At 47.5% G+C, this 24004-nt stretch carries 23 protein-coding genes; 13 read left to right on the top strand and 10 right to left on the bottom strand.

Annotation, left to right across the window (positions count from 1 at the left end; translation table 11 throughout):
* Positions 1 to 38 precede the first annotated feature (38 nt).
* On the bottom strand, positions 39 to 644 hold the full coding sequence (locus HNR50_RS11010; RefSeq protein ID WP_184746818.1) for a Crp/Fnr family transcriptional regulator: 606 nt from the start codon (positions 642 to 644) through the stop codon (positions 39 to 41).
* Positions 645 to 716: 72 nt separating this feature from the next.
* On the opposite strand from HNR50_RS11010, the gene HNR50_RS11005 reads away from it, so the two are divergent.
* Positions 717 to 1511, top strand: a complete 795-nt coding sequence (locus HNR50_RS11005; RefSeq protein ID WP_184746817.1) for a hypothetical protein — start codon at positions 717 to 719, stop codon at positions 1509 to 1511.
* Here HNR50_RS11005 and HNR50_RS11000 read toward each other — a convergent pair.
* Both HNR50_RS11000 and HNR50_RS10995 read right to left on the bottom strand, forming a co-directional pair.
* A complete protein-coding gene (locus tag HNR50_RS11000) occupies positions 1508 to 3610 on the bottom strand; it encodes a methyl-accepting chemotaxis protein (protein WP_184746816.1) in 2103 nt (700 codons plus the stop codon). The genes HNR50_RS11005 and HNR50_RS11000 overlap by 4 nt on opposite strands.
* Positions 3611 to 3623: 13 nt before the next feature.
* Positions 3624 to 4490 carry an aldo/keto reductase gene (locus HNR50_RS10995; RefSeq protein ID WP_184746815.1) on the bottom strand — a complete coding sequence of 289 codons (867 nt, stop codon included), beginning with the start codon at positions 4488 to 4490 and terminating at the stop codon, positions 3624 to 3626.
* Between the two features lie 68 nt (positions 4491 to 4558).
* Here HNR50_RS10995 and HNR50_RS10990 point away from each other — a divergent pair, with 68 nt between their 5' ends.
* A complete protein-coding gene (locus HNR50_RS10990) occupies positions 4559 to 6112 on the top strand; it encodes a sensor domain-containing diguanylate cyclase (protein WP_184746814.1) in 1554 nt (517 codons plus the stop codon).
* Positions 6113 to 6169: 57 nt separating this feature from the next.
* On the opposite strand, the gene HNR50_RS10985 is transcribed toward HNR50_RS10990, so the two are convergent.
* Positions 6170 to 6553 (bottom strand): desulfoferrodoxin, encoded by a 384-nt coding sequence (locus HNR50_RS10985; protein ID WP_184746813.1) that lies wholly within the window; start codon positions 6551 to 6553, stop codon positions 6170 to 6172.
* 129 nt (positions 6554 to 6682) lie between these two features.
* Here HNR50_RS10985 and HNR50_RS10980 point away from each other — a divergent pair, with 129 nt between their 5' ends.
* Positions 6683 to 7072 carry a response regulator gene (locus tag HNR50_RS10980; RefSeq protein WP_184746812.1) on the top strand — a complete coding sequence of 130 codons (390 nt, stop codon included), beginning with the start codon at positions 6683 to 6685 and terminating at the stop codon, positions 7070 to 7072.
* Between the two features lie 76 nt (positions 7073 to 7148).
* Positions 7149 to 8408: a sugar phosphate nucleotidyltransferase gene (locus HNR50_RS10975; protein ID WP_184746811.1), complete on the top strand. Its 1260-nt coding sequence runs from the start codon at positions 7149 to 7151 to the stop codon at positions 8406 to 8408.
* Here the strand turns inward: HNR50_RS10975 and rimJ are convergent.
* Positions 8405 to 8959 carry a ribosomal protein S5-alanine N-acetyltransferase gene (rimJ, locus tag HNR50_RS10970; RefSeq protein ID WP_221439857.1) on the bottom strand — a complete coding sequence of 185 codons (555 nt, stop codon included), beginning with the start codon at positions 8957 to 8959 and terminating at the stop codon, positions 8405 to 8407. The genes HNR50_RS10975 and rimJ overlap by 4 nt on opposite strands.
* 204 nt (positions 8960 to 9163) lie before the next feature.
* Between rimJ and HNR50_RS10965 the strand changes: the two genes are divergently transcribed.
* Entirely contained in the window at positions 9164 to 9520 is a 357-nt protein-coding gene (locus HNR50_RS10965; protein WP_184746810.1) for a P-loop NTPase family protein, read from the top strand.
* Positions 9517 to 9852 carry a thioredoxin family protein gene (locus tag HNR50_RS10960; protein WP_184746809.1) on the top strand — a complete coding sequence of 112 codons (336 nt, stop codon included), beginning with the start codon at positions 9517 to 9519 and terminating at the stop codon, positions 9850 to 9852. Before HNR50_RS10965 ends, HNR50_RS10960 begins: the two co-directional genes overlap by 4 nt.
* Before the next feature lie 73 nt (positions 9853 to 9925).
* Here HNR50_RS10960 and HNR50_RS10955 read toward each other — a convergent pair whose 3' ends face one another.
* Together HNR50_RS10955 and HNR50_RS22730 are read right to left on the bottom strand one after the other, a co-directional pair.
* Entirely contained in the window at positions 9926 to 11662 is a 1737-nt protein-coding gene (locus HNR50_RS10955) for a serine hydrolase domain-containing protein (RefSeq protein WP_184746808.1), read from the bottom strand.
* A gap of 119 nt (positions 11663 to 11781) precedes the next feature.
* The gene (locus HNR50_RS22730; protein ID WP_184746807.1) at positions 11782 to 12723 is read right to left on the bottom strand and encodes a LuxR C-terminal-related transcriptional regulator; all 942 of its coding nucleotides are present in this window, start codon (positions 12721 to 12723) and stop codon (positions 11782 to 11784) included.
* Between the two features lie 193 nt (positions 12724 to 12916).
* On the opposite strand from HNR50_RS22730, the gene HNR50_RS10945 reads away from it, so the two are divergent.
* From HNR50_RS10945 to HNR50_RS10915, 7 genes are all read left to right on the top strand, one after another.
* Complete coding sequence (locus HNR50_RS10945; RefSeq protein ID WP_184746806.1) at positions 12917 to 13846, top strand: ABC transporter ATP-binding protein; 930 nt, start codon at positions 12917 to 12919, stop codon at positions 13844 to 13846.
* Entirely contained in the window at positions 13846 to 14556 is a 711-nt protein-coding gene (locus HNR50_RS10940; RefSeq protein WP_184746805.1) for an ABC transporter permease subunit, read from the top strand. The genes HNR50_RS10945 and HNR50_RS10940 overlap by 1 nt, the downstream gene beginning before the upstream one ends.
* Positions 14557 to 14565: 9 nt before the next feature.
* Positions 14566 to 16689 carry a Gldg family protein gene (locus HNR50_RS10935; protein WP_184746804.1) on the top strand — a complete coding sequence of 708 codons (2124 nt, stop codon included), beginning with the start codon at positions 14566 to 14568 and terminating at the stop codon, positions 16687 to 16689.
* A gap of 2 nt (positions 16690 to 16691) precedes the next feature.
* Positions 16692 to 17564, top strand: a complete 873-nt coding sequence (locus HNR50_RS10930; protein WP_184746803.1) for a DUF4340 domain-containing protein — start codon at positions 16692 to 16694, stop codon at positions 17562 to 17564.
* A gap of 172 nt (positions 17565 to 17736) precedes the next feature.
* Positions 17737 to 18111: a response regulator gene (locus tag HNR50_RS10925; protein WP_184746802.1), complete on the top strand. Its 375-nt coding sequence runs from the start codon at positions 17737 to 17739 to the stop codon at positions 18109 to 18111.
* Positions 18108 to 18755 (top strand): hypothetical protein, encoded by a 648-nt coding sequence (locus HNR50_RS10920; protein WP_184746801.1) that lies wholly within the window; start codon positions 18108 to 18110, stop codon positions 18753 to 18755. The genes HNR50_RS10925 and HNR50_RS10920 overlap by 4 nt, the downstream gene beginning before the upstream one ends.
* Positions 18755 to 19690, top strand: coding sequence for a sensor domain-containing diguanylate cyclase (locus HNR50_RS10915; protein WP_184746800.1), 936 nt, complete (start codon positions 18755 to 18757; stop codon positions 19688 to 19690). Before HNR50_RS10920 ends, HNR50_RS10915 begins: the two co-directional genes overlap by 1 nt.
* Before the next feature lie 834 nt (positions 19691 to 20524).
* On the opposite strand, the gene HNR50_RS10910 is transcribed toward HNR50_RS10915, so the two are convergent.
* The 3 genes from HNR50_RS10910 to HNR50_RS10900 all read right to left on the bottom strand — a co-directional run bounded on the left by HNR50_RS10910 (position 20525) and on the right by HNR50_RS10900 (position 23852).
* A complete protein-coding gene (locus tag HNR50_RS10910) occupies positions 20525 to 21097 on the bottom strand; it encodes a chemotaxis protein CheD (RefSeq protein WP_184746799.1) in 573 nt (190 codons plus the stop codon).
* A gap of 6 nt (positions 21098 to 21103) precedes the next feature.
* On the bottom strand, positions 21104 to 21472 hold the full coding sequence (locus tag HNR50_RS10905; protein WP_184746798.1) for a response regulator: 369 nt from the start codon (positions 21470 to 21472) through the stop codon (positions 21104 to 21106).
* A gap of 163 nt (positions 21473 to 21635) precedes the next feature.
* Positions 21636 to 23852: a bacteriohemerythrin gene (locus HNR50_RS10900; RefSeq protein ID WP_184746797.1), complete on the bottom strand. Its 2217-nt coding sequence runs from the start codon at positions 23850 to 23852 to the stop codon at positions 21636 to 21638.
* Between the last annotated feature and the right edge of the window lie 152 nt (positions 23853 to 24004).

Here is a 24004-nt window from a genome sequence, read left to right as displayed (position 1 = left end):
ATTATACCGGGCAATATTGTACTTATAATTGAATTAGTTCAATTATAAATTTTCTTTTTGATTTTACAGAACCATTCTCTGGATATGCCCATAAAAGAAGCGAGATACTTATCGGGAACGGTGCGGTTGATCCGGGGATAGGACTCCACCAGCTCCTTCAGGAATTCTTCAGAGGTGCGGGAGAAACGCAGGGCATTGAAGCGGTAGAACTTTGCCAGGCCGTCGGAGATGATATTTCTGTAATATATGCTGAAAGAATGATATTTTGCCGAGAGGTACTCCATATCATCCTGATTCAGGGATATGAGCAGACTCTCTTCCACGGCGAGGATCTCCCAGGAATCCTCTTCTCCCGTAAAATAGGAACCGGGACAGATGAACCGGAAGGTCTGATCATCGGAGAAACTCATGACGATCTGTTCTCCGTTTTCTTTCAGATAGAGATGGATCAGGCTGCCGCTGACAATGAAAAAACCCTTCCGCTTTTCCTCTCCCGCCTTCAAGGCAAAATCATTGCGTTTGAGCGATATGACTCTGCCCCGGCTTCTGATATCTTCCCACTGCCTCGTATCATAAGCGTCCCGCGAGATAAGATCGATCTTTAATTGTTCAAAACAGTAATCCCGGACTGATGCTTTAATCATAAACAATACTATACAGAAAACAGAAGCAATTGTAAATTTGACAGCACGCTGCTCCGTATCTATTCTTATCTTATGGAAAACAGAAACATCTACAAAACCGACGACTTTCTCATAATCATATCCTATATAATGATTATTCCGCTGGGAGTTATTGCCTGGCCATGGCTCCGGACCTACGGAGAGTTCGATTCCCTGACAGATTATTTCGCCTCGGCTCCCCTTATTCTGGGACCCAGGCTTACAGCGCTGGCCATCTACGGTTCCGCTGCCATATCCGCACAGATTATCGGGCGGGTTATCCGTCACGGGGAACGGCAGAGCCTGGAGATACTCGATACACTGCAATTCTATAAAAACACAACAGTCACCCAGCTCTCTTCCCAGCTGGATCTCAGCGAATCGAAAGTGACCAGGCTGGTTAATAAAATGTCGCGCATTGGCTCATTGGGAATAACGGTCTCAGGGGATCAGGTTTCCATAGGAGCGGCTCAAGCCGAACCGGCGGGTTACAGTTCCTACAGTAGCGCTCAGGTATATGAAAAACCCCGCCCTGAAAATGTATTCCCGGAATCGGAAGCGTCGGAAGGACAGCAGGAAAATTCATTTGATACCGATTTTAAAGAAGCTTTAAAAAAAGCCAGAGATCCCGATCTGTCGGACGAGGAAAGAAAAAAAGAGCTTCAAAACCTGGCCGCTTCTTTTAAAGGATTCGGGGCGTCCGGGAAAGAGGGAGCAAAGAAGTTCAACTTTATCCTCTTCATCTTCCTCTTTCTGACACCTCTCTGGCCATTCGCTCTGGTTTACGCCATCAGTTTTGCGGTCAAACAGCAGAAATCAGCACTGGCCGATAGAAATAAAATAGACTAGTCGGTTTTAAACCGGTCTATTTCACTTTTCAGCTGCTCGCTGTTGCGGGCCAGCTCCCCGGAGAGACCAGAGACCTGATCCATGGCGGAGACAATCTGACCGGCTCCGACAACAGCTTCCTGAATGCCTCCCAGGACTGTGCGGGAAACATCTTCAATATTGAGCATTTCTCTTGAAAGCTCCTCCGTGCCCAGCTTCATGGAATCGGCGCTGTCTTTAATTGAGACAGTAATCTCATTCAGCCTCTGCGCTGTCTGGCCGATTTCCTGGCTCCCGGTCATCAGTTCGTTCGTATTGTTGGCAATCTGATTAAGAGCTGCAACGAAATCTGTGACGACCTGGTCCATTTCCTTGAAAATCTGTGCCGTTTCACCGGTATTTTCCACCGTTTCGTTAACCCCTTCGCGGATTTCCCGGATAACCGTATCGATGGTTTTGACACTGTCCGAAGAGCTCTCGGCCAGCTTCCGGATTTCATCTGCGACGACAGCGAACCCCTTGCCGGTATCCCCGGCATGGGCGGCTTCGATCGCGGCATTCATGGATAGAAGATTGATCTGGCTGGCTATGCCTCTGATAATATCGGTCATGTCCTCAATAGCGCTGAGCCTTGTAACGACCTTCTCATCGAATGCCCGGCTGAGCGTATCGAGCTGTTCGCCGCCTTTGCGGGATGTTTCCGTCAGAGCAGACGCCACTTCCTTTTTCTCCCGGCTGATTTTGGCCACCTGCTCGAGAGAATGAATCATTTCGGCAATCGACGCCGCCGTTTCTTCGACTATGGCTGCCTGCTCTTCCCGGATGCTGTTGAATCCCGAAACGGAACGGGTAATACTCTCCACAGAACGGGACGAGATGGAAATGCTCTCATCCAGCCGCTGGATCTGTCCCTCCATGGAGTTCATATTGGCGCTGATCTGGTTAATGGCCGCCGCCGTTTCCTCCGTATTGGCTACGAGAGAGTCTTTGGCTGTCATAGTGGATTCAGCACTGCTTTTTATATTGGAAATCATGCGGCGCATGAGGTCGATAAATTTATTGAAATTATCGGTCAGTACGGCGAGTTCATCATTGGTGGTTGTCTCTAAGGATCTTGTCAGGTCACCTTCCCCTTCCGCCACATCATTAAGCGAATCGGAAACGGCCTGGATTCTCTTAACGAATACGGAAGATATGAGAATCGTGATAATGATAAAAACCACAATCGTGCTGCTTATGAAAATAATCGACAGGAGAATCAGCTGATTTATGGGCTTAAACATATAATCTTCGGTTACGAAAAACACGATTTTCCAGCCGAGACTGGGAATTTCCCGGAAAACCATGGTTTTCCGTTCGCCTTTGAATGTGTATTCCTGAATTCCTGTTGAGTCCTCGACGACCGGCTTCATGAAGGGCTGACCGGAATCGTCCAATAAATCCAGAACATTACCGCCGATCAGATCGGCCACGGGATGGGCGACAGTAATGCCTTTGTTATCAATAAGAGCAGAGGAAACACCTTCCTGATTGTTACTTTCGAGCAGCCCGAGAAGCTCATCCAGATAAAGGTCGATTCCCAGAACCCCGAGCAGCCGATTACCTTCTCCGTAAACAGGCGTGGCTATGGAGATGTTCAGCTGTCCCGTATTGGCGTCGACATAGTAATCTGTAAAAATCGTGCCCCTTTTAGCTACAGCTGCTGTGTACCAGGGACGGGATGTCGGATCGAATTCCGGAGGGGCTATCCAGTCTCCTCCGTAATAAAATTTTCCGTCAGGTGTTCCGATATACAGAAATTCGACGCCGTAGATTTCCGCATCACCGCGGAGATAGCCGTTACTGCCGTGCCCGCCGGTTCTGACCACATCGACGGCTCCCGGCTCTTCGAGAATGGACTTCCTCGATTCCAGAGCGGCGATTCGCAGACGGATCCACCCGTCGATCTTCTGAGCCGTAATTTCCGACTCCAGATCCAGTCCCCGGGAAAGGCTGTTTCGCGCATTATCCCGTTCGCGAAGGAGATTTACAGAGCCGAAGGCTGATACCAGAACGAAAGCGACCAGAGAAAACCAGAGTGAGAGCCTGACTCTCATGCTGACGAATCTTCTTTTTTTCATAGACTCTCCTTTATCATTCCGGGAATGGGAAAATTTTTGAAATATTCCGTTCCGAAATAAGTCTGTCCATATCAGAGGATGATGGGGCTTCTTTGAATTCCGAAGCGGCCCTGAGGACTGAAGGAAGCAATTTCACGTCACCTGTCGTATTGAGGAAATAGTCCCCCTGTCCCAGAACCCAGTGAACCGCCTTGTCGATATCGGACTGTTCGGTCAGAGGTTTGTACCAGGTGCTGCCTCGTTTTTCACCTTCGGCCCAGTAGGAACGGGCCAGGGATTTAATTGTCTGAACAGCCGTTCCCCTGCTTCTGCAGAGGGTCATAAGCTCTTCAAAATCTTTTTTATAGGTTTCATCTTTCATCATGAAATAATTGAAAGGAAGGAGGATCGAATCGAAATCGAAACGCTCCAGGCTTTTTTTGTGCATAACCGGCGCGATGTATTCATGTCCTGTAACGCCGATATAATCGATAATCCCCTTATCACGGGCTTCCATGGCAGCCTCAAGAGCTCCGCCGGAAGACATGACTGTATCCCATTCCTTCTCATCGATCAGGCAGTGGAACTGCCAGAGATCGATATGATCCACGCCCATTCTTTCGAGGGAATTCATCAGCTCCCTCCAGGCGCCATCGCGCGTTCTTTCTCCGGTTTTCGTAGCCAGAAAGAAACGGTCTCTGTGCTTTCTGAGCCAGGGTTTAAGCCTGATTTCCGCATCTCCGTAACTGGCTGCCACATCAATGTGATTCACATCGTAATGGAGGAGTAGATCCAGAGCGGGGTCTGCTTCCTCCTGACTTATCCATCCCAGCGCGGCCGCTCCGAAAATGGTACGGCTGCTTAAATGTCCTGTTTTTCCGAATTCTTTTTTGTCTATCATATATCAAGTTTCCATCGTAATACGGTATTTTTCAAGAATTGGCCGGGAAGTTGTTCCATAATCAAATTATGAGAGTTAAGAATTTTCTCAGGGAAACCCTATACGGTAAAATTCTTCTCACTATGATTCTGACAGCAACTGTGACGATTCTCTCCATTATAGGACTGCAGGAAGCCGTCCTGAAAAAAAGCTATATAGAGCTGGAGGAGGAACTGAGTCTCAAAAACCTGAACCGCCTGACCCAGGCGATCGAACGGGATGCCTCGTATATCGGCCGGCTGCTACTGGACTGGAGCATCTGGGATGATACCTACGATTTTGTCCTGACAGGAAATCGGGAATACATCGAATCCAATCTTTCCATTGATTCCCTCTACAATATTTCCCTGAATTTCATGTTTTTCTACAACCGGGGCGGAGATCTCATATGGGGAGAATTTTACGATTTTGACAAATGGGAAAAGGTTCCCTGCGGCGGCTTTTCCACGACATTTATCCAGCAGAGAGATCTACTTTTCAACGGTGACGAAGATTACAGCAGATCAGGACTTATCGATACTGCCATGGGACTTCTTTTCATGGCGGCGGGGCCGGTGTTCAAATCAGACCGATCCGGTCCCGCGGAAGGGACATTGATAATAGGGAAGCTGATCGATGAAAGATTTATAGAGAAAATGAAGGAAGTTGTCCAGGGAGAGTTTTCCCTCTATAGTGAAAACCGGGAGGATATTCTCTGGGAGCTGAACAGAAGCGAACAGTCCTATTTAATGGAAAAAGATGAAAACCGGATTCTCCTGTATAAGGCGATTGAAGATCTGGAAGGGAGAAAGACTCTGGTTGTCGAATCGCGTACTGAAAGGAATATCTGGCAGTACGGTCAAAGAGTTACCAGTATTTTCATCACTTTTATCCTTCTACTGATTATTCTGTTCACGGTCATCATCCTCATTCTTATAAGAGTGATATATATCAATCCCCTTCATAAGATCACACTCTTCCTCCAATCCTGGAAGAAGGAGAGCGGTTCGCCTGTCTCTCTCGATATGAACAGAGTCGATGAAATAGGTACCCTGTCCAGAGGTATAAACAGTTTTTCAAATGAACTCCGGGAGCTGGCGACAACCGACTCCCTAACAGGACTTAACAACAGGCATTTAATGGACACGCTGATGCCCGGCATCTGGAATATTATGTCACGGGACCGTTCGGAAATAACGATCATTCTCATGGATATAGATTATTTTAAAAAATATAACGACACATACGGACATCAGGCGGGAGACCGTTGCCTTAAGGAAGTGGGGGCCATTCTCAAGTCATCGATCAGGCGCTCATCAGATATGGTGATCCGTTATGGAGGAGAGGAATTTCTCCTCATACTCCCTGCGACTCCCATAAGCGGCGGCCTGATGATAGCCAATAAGATTCAGGAACGGCTCGAGAAAAAGTCTCTGGAACATAAAAGCTCGGAAATATACCGCAGAGTGACCATGAGCCTGGGTATTTCATCGGGGTTTCCCAACAGTGATAACAATCTTGATCAGCTAATAGAACAGGCGGATTCGGCTCTTTACGAGTCTAAAGAAGCGGGCAGAAACCGCATTACCCTTTACCGCGAATAAAAAAAAGCGCCTCCCCGCAGGAAAGCGCTTTTCCATATGATATATCTGTAAAGATAATCAGCTTTTCCAGTTGCCGTGTTTGTTACAATACTCTCGAGCTACAAGCTTATCGCTGTAGGGAACGAAAAACTCGGCGACAGGCTGATCACCCGGCTTGAGATATTTTCTCTGAATGTAATCCCCATTGATAACTTCGATCCACTGAATATAGTGGTCTTCTGTCATAGGGTGAAGAGTTGAACCGACTGTTACTTTTACGCCCTTGTCGGTGGCTTCGATTATAGGAACATGCTTTTCAGTAGAGAAGTCGGCGGTATGCTCCTCCTGAAGAGTCATGGGCTGATTACAACAGGTAAGAGTTCCCGCAGATCCGTGGGTCACTTCAACGATATTTCCGCAGACTTCGCAGCGATAAATTTCCAGTCTCTCTCTTTTTGACATTATAAGTACCTCTTTGATTTATGGTTTATGATCAAAGTTCAAAGATCATATTTTAAAAGTAATATATTGTTGCCCCGAAGTAAAAAGAAAAAGTGAAAAACCCGGGGTAACGTGGTAAAATCATTGATTGTGAGAACGAAAAAGCCCCGCATACTTATTGTAGATGATTCGATGGAACAGCAGGATATGCTGACGGAAATGCTATTAGATAATTACGATATAATCAGCGCATTCAATGGAAACCAGGCACTCAGGATGGCCAGAACCGATCCTCAGCCGGACCTGATTCTGATGGACATCATCATGCCGTCCCCTGATGGTTTTGAAGTTTGCTCAATTCTGAAGGCAGAGGAAAGGACGGAAGGAATTCCCATAGTTCTGACTTCAGGGATGGGCGACGGCAGAATCGGGAAAAAAGCCGCTCAGTCCGGAGCATCGGCGTATCTGAATAAACCATTTTCCCTGTTGAAACTGAACGCCACGCTGGATAAGTTTCTGACTCCTCTGACCATAGCCTGAGACGGCAATGGTAAATCTTAAAAAAAGTTGATCGCGATTCCTTGATTATTAAGTTTAGATTCTTACAATTTAAATGATGAAACGCAGGAAAACCGAAGTTCTTGTCCTGATTCTCACCGGCGGTCTGGGCACAAGACTGATGCCGCTTACGGCATCGCGATTGAAGCCCGCCGTTCTGATCGGGGGAAAGTTCCGCCTTATCGATATCCCCCTGAGCAACGCCTATCATTCCGAGTTCAGAAAAATTCTCGTTCTGGCTCAGGGTATGGATAAATCCCTGACAAGACACATCAAGGACGCCTGGGCATCTGATGAAAAATCGGACAGCTTCATCAATTTCCTCAGTCCCCAGCAAATCGGGGCCTTCGACAACGGCGATGCCGATGCTGTTCGCCATGTGATCAACGAAATAGAATATTACGATCCGGATATTGTCCTTATCGTTCCAGGCGATCATCTGGTCAAGATGGATTACCGGAATTTCACCGACTTCCTTGTGCGGAACAAAGGCGATGCGGCCATAAGCATTATACCCCAGCCTCTTCACAAAGCCGGAAGCTTCGGCTCCATTGCCATCGATGAAAAATCCCTCATAACCGAATTCAGAGAGAAAGACAGAGAAACGCCTCTCAGAGCGTCAAGCGATGACACTTTCTTCGCCTCAATGGGAATATACGCTTTTAAAACACCCGTACTGACAAGCGCTCTCGAGGAAGAAGGAAATCTCTTCGGCAGAGATATCATACCGAAGATACTGAAAGACAAGAAAATACTGGGTTACGATTACCACAGCAACAATCATATTCCGGAAATCATTATCAAGAGAGACGGGAACAGGATGTTCGAGGAATTCGTCGATTCCAGCCCCGATTCCCTGTACTGGCGCGACGTCGGCACCATAGAGGAGTATTTTGAAGCGAATATGGATCTGGTCTCTATCACGCCCAAATTCAATCTTTATGGCAAGGAATGGCCTTTTTTTTCAATACACAACAATTTCGGTCCTGCAAAAATCATTAATCCGGAAAACAGAAGCGGTGTCGAAAGCGCCGTCATATGCGAAGGCTCTTTCCTTTCCGACGTTACGGGCAGCAATCTGGTCATATCCTCATTGGTCTTTATTGAAAAATCTTCTCTTTCACAGGTTATCGTCTTTAACAATACGAAAATCACAAACTGCCGGATACAGCGTGCCATAATCGACAAACATGTGGTCCTGAACAATATGGAAATCGGCTTTAATGATGAGGCCGACCGCGCGGCGGGAATATACATTGACGGCGATTCGGGAATCCGGGTGGTTCCGAAGGGATACTCCGGTTCCCCGCTCAGCTAGTCCTTTCTGATGAGTGATGTGAGGATGTGATCCTCCCATTTCCCGTTAATCAGCAGATAATCCCTGGCCAGACCCTCTCTTTCGAATCCCAGCTTTTCCAGAAGCCTTCCGCTTCTCCCGTTGCGGGGCATATAATTAGCCATTATCCTGTGAAGCCTTTTCTCATTAAACATATAGGCGATGGCTGTAGTAAGGATTTCATGCATATACCCCCTGCCCTGAAATGATTCGGAGAGAGAATATCCGAGGAAACAGGCCTGAAAAGGACCTCTGATTATTCCGGTGAAATTGACGATTCCCGCCAGATTTCCGCTCATTCTGTCAAAAGCGGCCAGCTGTACAGACATACCCGAATGAAAATTCTTCTCAGCCAGCTCCAGCCTTTCACAGAAAGCCTCGCGGGTGAAGTAACTTTCCTCTCTGGCCGGTTCCCAGGGGCGAAGAAAATCGGCATTAACTCTGTAGTATTCGGAAACCGGATTGATTAACGAGGGATTCTGAATATAGATCTCAGTTCTTTCTGAATTGAGGATAGGTTCATTTAAAAGCACATTCGTACCTCTTAAGCGCTTGGATGATGTTACAATAAAAATAGTGTGAGATTTTAAGGAGAGGGCTGAAAATCATATGTTTCATCTTTGTAAAGCTCCGTTTATTTAACTATATATGAGGGGCATCCCCATTTCAACAGCTTCATCGGGGGAGTGAAAACACAACATTGCCTTTTATCTATATAGTGTTTATATTAACGACATATGACAGAAATCACCGATGCCCAGGCCATGAGCCTGATTCAGAATAGAGAAATACCTGCTCAATTGATAAGCAGCGGAAAATTCGTCGCCGTAGTCCTCACCCAGGACTGGTGTCCTCAGTGGCTTTTTATGAAACGGTGGCTTGCGGAAATGGAAAAGGAAGGCGTAAAAGTCTACTATTTATCTTATAACAGAAAGCCTTATTTCCATGATTTTATGAACGTGAAAGAGTCGATTTTCAACAACGATCAGGTTCCCTATGTCCGCTACTATGTTAACGGTGAATTTGCCGGGGATTCAAACTATGTGGGTCGGGAACTCTTTTTATCCAATTTCCGCCAGGGGGCAGAACTATGAACAGTTTCCATGAATTTGATAATCTTGAGGATGTTAAGGAATTCATCAAGTCCGGTAGAATGAGGCTGGTTTACCTCTCACGTCCCGCCTGCGGTGTTTGTTCGGCTATCAAAATCAAAGTGCTTGAGATAATCGGTAAATACCCCGAGCTTGAAGGAACTTATGTCAACATGGATATCATCCCCGAATCAGCGGGAGAATTCTCCATCTTCACCATTCCCGGAATCATCCTCTATATAGACGGAAAGGAATCCATCCGGGAAGCGAGATATGTTTCCATCGAACAACTGGAAGCTCAGATCGACCGTTTTTACCATATGATTTTCGACTGACCAAGCCATAGCTGATGGCAAAATTGGTCAGCCTATCGAATGGGTTTTACCCCTGTAGAGTACCCGCCTGAATTCAGCGTTTAAGTTCAAATCCGCTCCAGGACAGAACGGGATTCCCCTCATCATTAAACCGGTAGAGAACGAGATCCCCCATTCCCCTTCCCGCGCCATCGGTCACGGCCCGGCCTTCCCCGTCGGGCCTCAGGGCCATTTCAATTTTCTGCCCGAGAAGGGTGACCCGCATAACATACCTGCCGCTCTTTTCAGCTATGGAGATTCCGCTTATCACATAAGACCCGTCTGCGAGGATATTCGTTCCCTGGGGATCGGCATAATCGCCGACAAGCTTCCTGTACTCATCGCCGTAGGCGACCGGTTCCAGCATGCTTCCCGCCCCCATATAAACGCCATGCATCCATAACCCCAGCCACGGCTTTCCTTCCGCTTCATAGAGATCGATCTGCAGTCCCGCAAGCTGGGGCACGGGAATGGTAAAGAGATTGAGAGGCCGCAGCTCTGCGCTGTAGTATCCGCTCTCCAGCTTTCTGAGGACAAGGGGGATGTTTCCCAGTTTCATTTTCATATAACCATGGCCCGGCTTGAGTTCGATCAGCCCGGCCATAGTCCCGTAAAGGCCTTCATAGGGGGCCATGTCCTCTTCTGAGAGAGCGACGGTTTCAGAGGGATTTATCCTGTTATCCCCCAAATTTTCTCTGGAGACAAGCTCTTTTGCGATAGCCAGTCCCGCTTCCATGGCGATAGTTCCTCCGCTGCCGTTATCATTGGAAGCCACAAATACGGCCAGTTCTTTTTCCGGCAGAGTAACCAGTAAAGCGTGATAGGGAGGAAGATCCCCTCCGTGGGATGCCATCAACTCTCCCGTTCCCATGGGATCGATAAGCCAGAACCCCAGACCGATATTGAAATCGCGGTCTACCGGATTAGCCTCATTCTGCGGCGTCAGCATGAGCGAAAGAGTTTCCCGGCTCACGAGGCTGTGATCCCGGTACAAAGCCCTTATGAATTTCCCCATATCATCTGCAGGTACGATAAAACCTCCGGCGGGGTAATCGCGCAGTTTCGGTACAGGGATTTCGCTCTTCCGGAAATAACCCGCGGGAAGTCTCTCTCCGGCAAGGGCCGCATCTGCGCTGTGAACATAACTATGCTCCATTTCCGCAGGCCCGAAAACAGCCTGCCCGACATAGCTCTCGAAAGACAGCCCTGTAACCTCTTCAATGATCAGCCCCAGTAATGTGAATCCCGTATTCGCATAGGAGAACAGAGTTCCCGGTTCCGCCATGAGCGGCCGTCCGTTCATCAGCTCATAAATATGATCGATCGGCTTGTCAAACCAGTCAGCGAACAGATCGCCGGGAATACCGCTGTGATGGGTCAGCAGATCGCGGACGGTCACATCCATTTCACGTCCCCCTTCCAGTTTGAGTCTCGGCAGATAGGTCCCGACGGGATCGTCCAGATTGACACGGCCTTCCTCCACCAGAGTCATCAGGGCAACCGATGTGAAAATCTTGGATATGGAGCCGACAGGCATAGGTGTCCGTCCATCGACGATCCAACCGGTGCTGCTGTCCGCCCAGCCCGAACCGCTGCTGAAAAGGATTTCCCCCTCTTTATAGATCATGGCGCTGATACCGCCTTTCATCTTCTTCTCTTTTACAGTCTGCTCAAGATAAGCCCCGGTCCACTCATTCATAGACAATCCTTCAGGTATTTGTGTTTTTCCGCAGGATATAAACAACACAATTACCAGTGCTGCCATTAGTATTCTCATTGATATTTTTTTCATTTTTCACTCCTTCTCAGGTATCGATACTGAAAAGATAGAGGGAAAATGAGGCGGAAGAAATCACCTGTCGGGGGATATAGAGGCCCTTTATCGGGGGATTTTCGGGGGATGAGGCTGTTTCAGCCCTGAATATCGCTGATTTTGTACTTCAATTCCTGTTTGGCCGAGACGCCGAGCTTTCTGTAAATCCGGGAGACATGGGTCTTAACTGTTTCGGGAGAGATGTTCAGTTTCGCGGCAATATCCTTATAGCTGGCACTCGATGAGGCAACCAGTTCCTTCAGGACTTCCATTTCTCTTTCCGTTAAACCGTATGTGCGGGAAATATCGAGAAGAGACATTTTTTCACCGCCGATTTTCGCAGCACCGGAAAGTCCGAGAATACCGCCGATCATCACCGTTGTCATAAGCAGAAAAAACCCTGTGGCTTCGAAAATGTTATAGACGAGCATTCCCCGGAAAATCATCATCAAGTCTTCAACGAACATGGAGGGGATTACAAGGAAAGCAAAAAACAGTAAGAGAACAAAAAGCCAGTTCCACCGCGAAGTTTTCCAGATTCTATGACGCACCAGAGCTACGATGACGGCGTGTTCCATCAGGCTGTACCCGAAAAAGAGTCTTATTATAATAAAGGAATAGCCATGCCTTGTAACAAAACCCGGATTAATGAGCAGAAGAAAATCGGGAATGAAATAAGCGGCAAGAGAAAAAGGGATGAAAACGAAAAGCGACAGTTTCAGAGGAATCGAAAAGAATCGCGCGGTTGCGGCAATAATCAGCCCCGCCTGAATAAGACTGAGCACAGAAGAAAGATAATAACCCCAGTGAGGATTTTCGGGAATGACATCCCCGATAAAGACTTCCGGAATGGTAAATCCGTACCGGATAATCAGGGCTGCCATGCCCGAAGCGTAACTGATGACATAAATGGCGATAATGGCAAGCAGCATCCAGAACTTCGCTTCCCGGCTCCTAACCGCCAGAAAAATGAGCACGATGATAGCTCCGAAACAGGAGAAGAGAGAAAAGAGATTGAGAATCCACATTATTACAGCCACTGAAAACCTCATAGGAATTATACAACGGATAAGGAAATCTTATTTGATCCCTTAAGTTTTTTTTTGTAACAATACCCCGTTTTTTTTGTTATCATAATGAAAAATCACCTGAAAAAAGCGGGAGCCCTTCTCTTTCGAAGCCTTCATCTGAGGACAGAGAGAAAAGGGCTCGCGGAATATTAAAGGAGAACCCATGATCAGCATTCAGGAACTGACCAAGTACTACGATGACGTCTGTGCTGTTAAGGACATGTCACTCGATATTCCCGAGGGACAGATTATGGGCCTTCTGGGTCCCAACGGCGCGGGAAAATCAACGACGCTGAGGATACTGACGGGATATCTGCCCCCCTCGGAAGGCACCATTTTTGTAAACGGAATCGACGTCCGCAAAGATCCAATCGAAGCGAAAAAACTGATCGGCTATCTGCCCGAATCATCCCCCATCTACCCGGATATGCTCGTTTACGATTATCTGGATTATATCGCCCAGGTACGGGGAATAGATAAAAGCGTTAAAACCGCGAGACTGAAAGACCTCTCGGGACTCTGCGGCATCCGCGATGTCATGCACAAATCCGTATCCAGTCTTTCCAAAGGATACAAGCAGAGGGTCGGTCTGGCGCTCGCCATGATGAGCGATCCGAGAATCCTCGTCCTGGACGAACCCACTTCGGGACTCGATCCGAACCAGATCGCTGAAATCCGATCCATCATCAAGGAAATCGGGAAAGAGAAGACTGTCATCTTCTCCACCCACATTCTTTCGGAAGCCGAAGCGACATGCGACAGGATCGTCATTGTCAACAAAGGGAAAATCGCCGCCGACGGCACCATGGATGAACTGAAATCCTCGGCCCGGGCGGAACAGAAGATAAGCCTTTCTCTCCGCGATGCAAAACGTGATGATGCGGAAAAAGCTCTCTCGGAAATCGAAGGCGTAACAGCTGTGAACTGCACGGAAAGAGAGGGACAGCTTGATTTCAGCCTCGATGCGGTCCGCGACCTGAGAGCGGAAGTTTACCTGACGGTTAAGAACCGCGACTGGGTTATGCTGGAACTGCTCCAGGAGAAAAAATCACTGGAAAATATCTTCAGAATACTCACTTCGGAGGGAAAATAATGTCGGCAAAATCGATTCTCACTGTTTTCAAAAGGGAGTTCCGGTCCTATTTCTTTTCTCCCATCGCTTATATCATCATGACCATTTTTCTGGTTATTACCGGGTGGTTTTTCTTTTCCACCTTTTTCCTGGCGGGACGGGCGGACATGCGGGATTTCTTCAATCTCCTCCCTCTCATCCTCGCCTTTACCATTCCCGCGGTTACCATGAGGGTATTCGCAGAGGAGTACAGAAGCGGGTCTTTCGAGATTCTGGCCACTCTCCCTCTCGATAAAAAAGAGATTGTCGCGGGAAAATTCCTGGCAGCCCATCTGCTGACGCTGGTTATGATGGCGCCGACACTCATCTACGCCATATCCATCAGCACAATCGGCGCTCTGGACTGGGGGCCTGTACTTGGCGGTTATCTGGGAGCCTTTCTCCTGTCGGGAGCCTTCACGGCCATCGGCATCTTCGCCTCCTCTCTCACCCATAATCAGATCGTCGCCTTTATCATCAGCGTATCCATAAGCTTCTTTCTGACGGTCATCGGCAATATGCTGATCCTGGTTCCCGGCTTCCTGGTCGGCTTTTTCCAGTACCTGGGAACGGGATATCACTTCGAGTCCATTGCCAAAGGGGTTATCGATTCGCGGGATATCATTTACTTCCTGTCGGTTATTTTCATAGCTCTCTACAGCAGCTATCTGGTCAACATGGAGAAGAAGTAGGAGATGAGTATGAAATACGGAAACAGAGAAAAATGGTTCAGATTTCTTTTATTTACAGCGGTAGTGGTTCTTATCAACCTCGTTTCGGGAACTCTTTTCTTCCGCCTGGACCTTACGGAAAATAAAACCTATTCCCTTTCGGCTGCCAGCAGAAACCTGGTTTCCTCCCTTGAAGAACCGCTGACCATAAGAGTCTTTCTTTCTGAAAATCTGCCTCAGCCCTACAACAACCTGGAACAGCAGATGCGCGACCTTCTGGAAGAATACGCCCTTGAGGGGAACAGGAACTTCAACTACAGCCTCTACCTGCTGAATCAGGAGGGAACGGCCACCAATGAGAAAGGCCAGAACCTCAGAGCCATGGCGGAGGACTACAATATACCGGCCATTCAGATTCAGAATGTGGAACAGGACGAGGTAAAGCTTCAGACCGCTTATATGGGAATGGTTCTGGTTCAGGGCGACCTGGTGGAAACCATCCCCGCCCTTGCCAACGAGACAAATCTGGAATACAGAATCACATCGATCATCAATAAAATCAGCCGGAAAACCAGCACTATGCTGAGCATGGAGGAGAATGTGAAAATCGATCTGCTCCTATCCCCGGCACTTCTGGGACTGAGCAGTGATCTGGAAAATTACGGGGATCAGCTGAAGAGCCTTGTGAACCGGATGAACAGCGAGAATTTCGGACGGCTGGAATTCGGAGAAACCGATCCCTCCAGACTCCCCGCCGGAGAGCTGAAGAGCTACGGACTCAACACCATCAGTCTGAGATCGGGCAGCCAGGACTCTCCGGTCACGACAATAGCTTATGCCGGCGTTGTCATCCGTTACGGAAATGAGGCGGTGGGTATAAACCTGCTTAATCAGAGCCTTTTCGGCTATTCCATGACGGCCGTCGACGATCTGGAAGATTCCATTAGCGGTATCGTGGAAAGGCTGATCGGCGTCAACCAGAGCATAGGATATCTGAGCGATCACGGAACTCCGCCTCTCTACTCCAACCCCTATGCCCAGCAGCAGGTAACGGCAGCGGCCAATTTTAACCAGCTGGTATCGGGAGATTACACAGTAAAGAGTGTCACTTTGGACAGCATACCCGCCGACGTGAAAACTCTGGTCATCAACGGGCCGAAAGAGAATTTCAGCGATTGGGAGCTCTTCCAGCTGGATCAGTTCATTATGAAAGGCGGTTCGGTTGCTTTCTTTCTGGACAGCCACAACGAGATCATCCCCTCCCAGCAGGAAATGATGTACGGACAGATGCCCCAGTACATCCCCCTCGACACGGGTCTGGAAAAACTTCTAAGCCATTACGGCGTGGAAGTGGATAAATCCTATGTTATGGATGAAAACTGTTTTGTCCAGCAACAGCGGGATAATTACGGCGGAGTCCAGGAGACTCCGATCTATTTTGCACCGAAAATCGCCATGGAGTATATCAACAACAATCTGCCCTTTATGAAAAATATCAAGGGCCTCATCGTTCTGGGAGTCTCTCCGCTTAACATCACACTGGAAGAGGGAAGCGGCGCCAATGCCACTGTTCTGTTTACCTCATCGGAAAAATCATGGAACGTGAGCGAGAATATCAATCTCTACAATCCCACGACCATCTACCCCCCGGCCATGACGGACCGGCAGAAGTCAGATCTGGCGGTACTGCTCGAAGGCAGCCTGACCAGCTATTTCGATGGCAAAGCCCTGCCGGAACCTCCGATGCCGGAGGAAGGAGAAGAAGCCGACGGTTCTGCCTTGTCAATCAGCAGCCCAGATATAAGGGGAGAACAGGGATTTGTTCCCACTTCTCAGAGCGGCCGCATTTTCGTAACCGGAAGTTCCGCTTTGCTGGCCGATAATGTCATCGATCCGTCGGGAGCTTCTCCCAACTCCATGATGATTCAGAATATGGTGGATTATCTCAACGGCCGGGAAGACTACGCCATCATGCGGTCCAAGGGACAGGGATACAATCCTCTTGAAGAAGTGGACAATGCGACCAAAGCTTTCCTGAAAGGTTTGAATATCCTATTCCTGCCCGTCCTGGTTATCCTGACTGGTATGGTCATGTGGTTCTACTGGAACGGACGGAAACGCAAAATAGCGGCCATGTTCAGCGAGGAGGCATAAGAATGAAGATTAAAAAAGAATATATTGCCGCGGCGGTAATTATCGTTCTTTCTGTTCTGTACCTGCTTCTCCGCAGCGACTCCAGAATGAACTATGAGATTCCCGAATTCTCACAGGTGGAAAATGAAGCCGTTATTGCCATATCCATGAACGGCCCGGAAGGTTCTATCGAACTTAAGAAAGAGGGGGATCAATGGATTCTTGCGCCTCAGGGATACAGAGCCTCGGCCAGCGAAGCCGATCGCGTCGTTTCTGAATCAGTCAATCTGGCTATTGTCGACCTGATCAGTCCAAGGGACGACTACGCGCGGTATAAGCTTGATGATGAAAATGCCATATCTGTCCAGGTTTCCACCATGGACGGAAAAGTACGGGACTTCATGATCGGCAAAACCTCATCAACATCCATATACACCTATATCCGCCTTCCCGACCGCAAGGGAATCTATTCGGTCAGGGGAAATCTTCAATCAGTTTTCTCCCTGAATACAGACAAATGGCGGGATCGCCAGGTTATGAATTTCAATGCCGATGAAGCCGGTGCTGTAGAACTGACGAAGGATGGTGAAACGGTTCTGTTTACCAAAACGGCCGTAACGGAAACACCCGGATGGAGCCGCGACGGAGAGGTTATGGAAAATTCTCCGGAAATGGACAACCATATGAAAACTCTGGGGATGTTGAAAAATACGGGCTTCCTGGCAGTAGAACCGAATGGTGAGCCGCAGGCAACCGTTAAAGTGACGACGCCGTCGGGCATTCATACTCTGGAAGTCTATGAGAAACAGGAAAAGGGTTACGCAGCCCGGTCATCCTATGTGGATTATCCCTTTCTCATTCCCTTTTATATCGGAGATATGATACTGGATTTATAATTTTAAAAACTTAAACAGCCCCTCTGGGGGCTGTTGCAAAAGTCAGAGATTGACTCTGATTGCCCTCATCCCCCTCTCCCTTCGCCGAAGGTTCATCAAAACCCGATTGTATATTGAACTATAGCTCCGTCATACTATAATTAAGATACAGGTTGACGGAAAAGAGGTAATCATGGCAGCAAATATTCTCATAGTAGATGATTCAGAGTTCGCCAGAAAGGTTCTGATCAAATCTCTGAACTCCTATCTGAAAGATAAGGAAGTCGAAATCAGGCAGGCGGGAAATGGAAAGGAAGCCCTGAGCGTTCTGAAAAAGAGGATACCCGATTTGATGTTTCTCGATCTGACAATGCCGGAGATGGACGGGTATGAACTTCTCGATGAGCTTGAAAAAGAGGGAATGCATTTCCCGATCGTTGTCATCTCCGCGGATATCCAGAGCGAAGCCGTCAGAAAGGTAAAAGACAGAGGAGTGCTGGATTTTATGAGAAAACCGGTAAGCGCGGAAAACCTGAATTCCCTGATGGAGGAGTTAAAAATAATATGAGTGACTCGAAACTGCCTTCCGAAGAACTGGATCTCCTTCGGGAACTGGTCAATGTTGCCATGGGTCTATCCGCTTCGGAACTGGCTTCCCTGTTTAATTATTTTGTAAAGTTAAAGGTTCCGGTAATCAATATCGAATCTGTCGAGGAACTTCCGGAAACCATTTTGAAAAACAGCATTTTCTCAGAGGACGAGGAAATCATAGCTATCAGGCAGTTGTTCAACAACAACGGGATAATCAAAGGAGAGGGGATTATATTGCTCAATAAGAAAACCCGGGAATCGGTTCTGCCGCTTCTGGGGCTCTCCGAAGAGGATGCCGATTCGGAAATGATATCCGATTTTCTCATGGAGCTTTCAGGCCAATTGATGGGATCCTGCCTCTCCAATCTCCTGAAACAGTTCTACTCGAGTCCTACGTCCTATGATCCCCTGGAAATAATCGCCTCAGATGATTCTCTCAGAAAATTCGCCTATAGGGCAATGGAAACCGGCGACAGCTATTACGAGGACATTCTCTGTTCGAAAATCGATTTCCTTATTGATAAAGTTAATTTTCAGTGCGATATGTTCATTCTCTTCGATCCGGCGTCTCTGCCCAACCTGAGAAAGGCTCTCAGGAAAGTGCTGGAAGAGAGTTTATAATGTCTCAGATAGGATTCGGACTCATATCCGAAATATTCAACAGGATCGATTTCGGGATGATACTGATCGACAATCACGACAAAATAGTCATCTGGAATGATTTTGTTTCAAGACACTGCCAGAAAGATCCGGCCTCTGTCAGAGGAGAAGACTTGTTTGAAGTTTTTCCGGACCTGCCCCGCACTTGGCTCAATGTCAAATTCAGAGGAGTCAGGCAGCTTCGGAACATATCGAAGGTATCGTGGGAGCAGAGGCCTGTTCTTTTTAATTTCCCTTCCGGCGGAACTATGCTCCAGGACTGTGACTTCATTCCCGTCAATAACCCCGGAACTGATGAAGTCTATATCTGCATTATCATCAAAGATGTATCCGAATCGGCAAAAAACAAAATGGAACTGAATGAGTTAATCAAGATTAATAAAAGCCTTGAAGAAATAACCAACATCGATGCCTTAACGGAGGTATTCAACAGAAGATCCATTTTGCAGGCGCTCAAGGATAAGATGAGTGAAGCGAGAGATAACGCAGAGCCTTTATATCTATGCATGTTTGATCTTGATCATTTCAAAAACATAAACGATACCTACGGCCATATCGTCGGGGACAGAGTTCTCAAATACGTCTCGCAGACTGTTTCCTCATTGATGAAAAAAGATATGCTTTTCGGACGGTACGGAGGCGAGGAGTTCATGATCATTCTGCAGGGAGAGACACTCGACGACGTTCTCTCATGGATAGATGAAGTCAGAAGCTGTATATCTTCGGGAAGCATTGAAACTCGGGAGGGAAGTGTAAAAATTTCTGCCAGCTTCGGAATCGCCGAGTTCAGCGGGCTGATGAAAGATGATCTAGAATTGATTCACAGCGCCGATGTGGCTCTTTACAGAGCGAAAAAAGAAGGCAGGAACAGAATTATCCTCTACAGCCAGAAATAGGCGATCTCCGTCGTTTCCCATATCGTTTTTCCTTTTCTTATTATTCGATTAATTGATGAAGTGCAGAAATGCCTGTCTGACAGGATCTGCATCCTCAACCGCAGGGTGTTTTGACAGGCTCCGTTATACCAATCTTTTGTATCCGGCAGGTTCAGAAAAGGATTGTGATTGAAAGGTAGCGAGGTCCGCATTGAAAATGTGGCAAAAGCATTCGGGGATTTCCAGGCCATGAACACAAAAAGCCGGCCAATCTGCCGCCCACAAATAACGTCTTCCGCGGCATGACTTACGAATCCATCTACTCGGGGTTTCAGTCAAAGTTTTTCGTTCATCCAGACGATCAGACCGATCTGTCATTCAAAGTTTTCAAACAGCATGAAAGCTTTCTGTAAAGGAGACCGGAAATCGGATGGAACGATCCGATCTACCTGTCCTGGGATGCCGATGACGGCTATATCATAGAGGCGGTAGAGTGATGAAAGAGCGATACGTCGTCTGGTATACCCTGTCCCTTATACATTTTCAGCGCCGTGAAGCGGAACGTTCCGCCGGAAGTGAATGTACTGGATCACCTATCTTCCGGAAGATATCCGGGCGGAATTCCCAGAAGAGAGGGGAATCAAACTCAATTTCGAGGAATACGATTCCATCGAAACCATGATGGCCGAACTCAAAGCCGGAGTCCGGTATGACCTGGCTTTCCCGGGAGGGGATTTCGTCCCCGCCATGATTTACGAAGGGATGCTACAGCTGATCGATCACAGTCTGATTCCCAATCTGTCAAGCATCGATCCGGTCGTCATCAAGCTATCATACATCAATAAATTAATATTTTCAGAAATACACGATTTCCGTCTTTTCCTGCATTTTCGTAATTCTTTTGAAATAATCCTCTTCGTTATGGACAATTGTCGCATCGACTGGGACTTTGCTGAGACGGATAGAAAAATCTTCCGTATTGAACAGAACCTTCCGTGAAAAATAGCCCCCCGTATCCTCACTGACGATTTTTATACCTTCGGTTTTCAGATAGTCATGGATAAACCGTATGTTCCGCTCTCCTACCCTCTCGGGACTTTGGGAGAGAGACAAAACATTCCCTCCGCCGAAAACCTTGGCCTGAATCCTGTCTCTATCAGCCCCTTTAAGCTGCATCTGCATGATGAGAATTTCCATTGCCGAAACACCATACCGGGCCGAAGAGTACAGGTCACTGACTTTTCCGGAGTATTCGGGAAGAAGAAAATGGTTCATCCCCCCCATGACAGCCTCGCTTTCATACAGACAGACGGCGATACAGGATCCCAGCAAAGTAGAAATGAGTTCTTTCCCGGTACTGATATAAAACTCTCCGGGCATAATGGTCATGACATCTCTGCCGTACTGGTTGTTGAAAATTTTCCGCATATGCCCCTACTGCACCAGCGATTCAATCACTTCGGCGACTTTTTCGGCTTCAAAAGGTTTGGAAACCCAGCAATTGGCTCCCGATGATTTGGCTGTTTCGATCATAGACTCATCATTCAGATTGGTTAATACGATAACCGGAGTATCTTTAAAACGCTCTATTTCCCTTATATGCCTGATCAGGGTAATTCCGTCCATTTTTCTCATAACCACATCGATGACAAAAACATCAATGGGGTCCGTGTGTTCTTTGAGCCTGTCGAGAGCTACATCTCCATCTTCTGCCAGTTCAACGGCATATCCCATTTCCCTGAGAGATTTATCCATATAAAGCCTGATTGATGCGGAATCATCAACAGCAAATATTTTTGTCATAAACAATTCTCCTTTCCGGTACTATCTACAATTGTAATGAATGAAAATGAGAGCTTCAAACAGTGGTCGGGAATTGTTGAAGTCCGGAGGAAATCCGGACCGGGGATTTCCTCCGCAAGCTTCAGCTTAAGCAGAGTCTTAAAATCATTTAGGGAAATGAAACTCAGGGTTTCGGATTCAAACCGTTCTCAGCGATATACTCGCCGTACTTCTTGTCGACCTTGGCAATATGATCGAGAAGCCAGTTGACGACCTTATCCTGAATTTCGATTAGCAGAGAGGCATCGAAAGCCCCGGATCTCAGCTTCTTCTCGATCTGATCAAACTCATCTTCATATATCTTATGGAGTTTTTTGTGAGCATCCAGATGGGGGAAGTTCACCGATTCCAGCATCTTTTCCTCATCCCGGAAATGGAAGTCGATGTACTCGTTGATAAATCCCACCAGTTCCGCGATATTATAGTCGCCGGAACGGGAGATCAGAGCTTTAAGCAATGAGTTAATCCGGACAAAGAGCTCCTTGTGCTCACTATCCATTTTATCAATACCCACAGAAAGAAGGTCGGACCAGTCGATCCCAACCTGAACCTCAGTATCCTGATCGGCGACAAAGCCTGTCTCAAGCTGTGAGAGCTCATTGCTCAATAGGGTATTGTTGTACTTATTCTGATTTCCGAAAGAGGCGACCTGGAGGGAGACGGAATTGAGATGTTCTGTCTGAATGGAAACTTCGGCGATTCTCTGGAGCGACTGAGCGGAAATTTCCTTGATTTCCAGGATGGACGTGAGAGAATCGGAAGCCCCCAGGTCCATTTCCTTGGAAGCGTCGCGGACAATGCCACTCGTATCCATAAGGGTCTCTACTGAGTGGAGGATTTCATTACTGGCTACCGAAAGCTCATTCATGGAAGAGGAAACCTCACGGAGAGCATTGGAAAAAAGACCGACTTCATTGTTGATGACATTGAGCGCTTCTTCGCTTTCCTCTCCGGCTTTGGTCGCTTCGGCAATTTTTTCCGTGGTGGATTTCAGACTCTCGCCTATCCGGCCCGCATGTTCTCCCGTATCTTCAGCCAGTTTTCGTATCTCATCGGCGACGACGGAGAATCCCCGCCCCGCATCTCCCGCATGAGCCGCTTCGATGGATGCATTCATGGCCAGAAGATTGGTCTGGCTGGAGATATTGTTGATGATATCGATCATATCGAGCATATCGTCGGCGTTCTTCTGTATTTCCTGAATAATCTCACTGGTAAACTCGACTTTTTCCCCGCCTTTCTGGATCAGGGCGACTATGGAGTCCATGGAAGCCAGTCTGTTTTTCGCAATGGTCGCCACATTGGTCACCGAAGCCATAATCTCCTCTGTGGCAGAGCTGGACTGCTCAATTGCCGAAAACTGCTGTTCCACCTGATTGTTCAGGCTTGAAATGGACTGGCGGATTTCCTCGATGGCCGCCGAAGCCTGCTGGATCGACCGGTCCAGGCTTTCGCTGTTGGAACGGATACCGGAAATACTTTCAACAATCCCCGAGACGGATTTCGCCGTCTGTTTGGAGGCATCGGAGAGATGGGCTCCCAGCTTGTTGTTTTTGTTGACGATCTCAGAAATGGCAATCATCATTTCCTTTATTTTCCCCAGGAAAAGATTAAACTGAGAGGCCATATCTCCTATTTCATCACGATTTTTCAGTTCCAGTGAAAATGAAAGGTTCCCCTTGCTGGAGACAAGATCCTCCAGGGAACTAGTCGCCGCCCTGACTGGACGAGATATAATAAGGCTGAGAAAAATACCCGACAGGATGATAAAGACAGCCAGTACCCCCCCTCCGACAACCAGTATTATGTTCGTTGCCGTAAGCTTCCCGAAATAGAGGGTTATAGCATTATTTCTTTTGGTGCGCAGCGGTTCCGACAGGGATTCAAGACTGAGAAGCATCTGATCGGCCATCCCGTCGAAATTTGCCATGGACCGGTTTCCTTCAGCCCGGGATAGTCCGTAGGCTTTCTGCATGTCCACGCCACTTTTCCAGAACTGGTCCAGTGATTTTGAAACAGCCTCGATTGCGGATCCGAATTCAGGCTCCTGTTTTTTAAGCTCAGACAGTTTTTCACCTATCCGGCGCCGGGACGCAGCCGCTTCGTTTGAGATAACAGCACTGTCGCCCGTCAGACTGGCATCAGTCAGGTATTGCCAGATATTAATTATCTCGACTTCGATATCTCTTAGCGTATTATAATCGGCGGAGACCTTAATCAAATCTTCAAAAACTCTACTGTTTGCCCGGCTCCTCTCATAGGAAAATCCGATAAAGAGGAGCAGTACTGCTGTAATCAATATATTTATTGCCAGAATTTTTGTTCTTATAGATATTTTCATATAACTTCCTCAATATAAGTTTTAATACATTTTATTATTTTTTTTTACTTCTTCTCTATATTTTTCGAGCGAAATATCAATTGGCTTAAACAAAGCACCGGGAATGCATTCAGATATGTCCGAGCGGTTTGAAGACCAGATAACGAAAAAGC

Source organism: Spirochaeta isovalerica (genome assembly GCF_014207565.1).
Classification (GTDB): Bacteria; Spirochaetota; Spirochaetia; order DSM-2461; family DSM-2461; genus Spirochaeta_F; species Spirochaeta_F isovalerica.
Note: the sequence above shows the minus strand (reverse complement) of the source record. Positions and strands in the feature narration are given on the sequence as shown.

Coding starts and splice junctions, on each gene's coding strand:
- HNR50_RS10915 (WP_184746800.1), top strand. CDS start 18,755: ATGTCTCAGATAGGATTCGGACTCATATCCGAAATATTCAACAGGATC.
- HNR50_RS10960 (WP_184746809.1), top strand. CDS start 9,517: ATGAACAGTTTCCATGAATTTGATAATCTTGAGGATGTTAAGGAATTC.
- HNR50_RS10940 (WP_184746805.1), top strand. CDS start 13,846: ATGTCGGCAAAATCGATTCTCACTGTTTTCAAAAGGGAGTTCCGGTCC.
- HNR50_RS10920 (WP_184746801.1), top strand. CDS start 18,108: ATGAGTGACTCGAAACTGCCTTCCGAAGAACTGGATCTCCTTCGGGAA.
- HNR50_RS11005 (WP_184746817.1), top strand. CDS start 717: ATGGAAAACAGAAACATCTACAAAACCGACGACTTTCTCATAATCATA.
- HNR50_RS10945 (WP_184746806.1), top strand. CDS start 12,917: ATGATCAGCATTCAGGAACTGACCAAGTACTACGATGACGTCTGTGCT.
- HNR50_RS10955 (WP_184746808.1), bottom strand. CDS start 11,662: ATGAAAAAAATATCAATGAGAATACTAATGGCAGCACTGGTAATTGTG.
- HNR50_RS10990 (WP_184746814.1), top strand. CDS start 4,559: ATGAGAGTTAAGAATTTTCTCAGGGAAACCCTATACGGTAAAATTCTT.
- HNR50_RS11010 (WP_184746818.1), bottom strand. CDS start 644: ATGATTAAAGCATCAGTCCGGGATTACTGTTTTGAACAATTAAAGATC.
- HNR50_RS10905 (WP_184746798.1), bottom strand. CDS start 21,472: ATGACAAAAATATTTGCTGTTGATGATTCCGCATCAATCAGGCTTTAT.
- HNR50_RS10925 (WP_184746802.1), top strand. CDS start 17,737: ATGGCAGCAAATATTCTCATAGTAGATGATTCAGAGTTCGCCAGAAAG.
- HNR50_RS10995 (WP_184746815.1), bottom strand. CDS start 4,490: ATGATAGACAAAAAAGAATTCGGAAAAACAGGACATTTAAGCAGCCGT.
- HNR50_RS10930 (WP_184746803.1), top strand. CDS start 16,692: ATGAAGATTAAAAAAGAATATATTGCCGCGGCGGTAATTATCGTTCTT.
- HNR50_RS10985 (WP_184746813.1), bottom strand. CDS start 6,553: ATGTCAAAAAGAGAGAGACTGGAAATTTATCGCTGCGAAGTCTGCGGA.
- HNR50_RS10900 (WP_184746797.1), bottom strand. CDS start 23,852: ATGAAAATATCTATAAGAACAAAAATTCTGGCAATAAATATATTGATT.
- HNR50_RS10935 (WP_184746804.1), top strand. CDS start 14,566: ATGAAATACGGAAACAGAGAAAAATGGTTCAGATTTCTTTTATTTACA.
- HNR50_RS10965 (WP_184746810.1), top strand. CDS start 9,164: ATGACAGAAATCACCGATGCCCAGGCCATGAGCCTGATTCAGAATAGA.
- HNR50_RS11000 (WP_184746816.1), bottom strand. CDS start 3,610: ATGAAAAAAAGAAGATTCGTCAGCATGAGAGTCAGGCTCTCACTCTGG.
- HNR50_RS10910 (WP_184746799.1), bottom strand. CDS start 21,097: ATGCGGAAAATTTTCAACAACCAGTACGGCAGAGATGTCATGACCATT.
- HNR50_RS10975 (WP_184746811.1), top strand. CDS start 7,149: ATGAAACGCAGGAAAACCGAAGTTCTTGTCCTGATTCTCACCGGCGGT.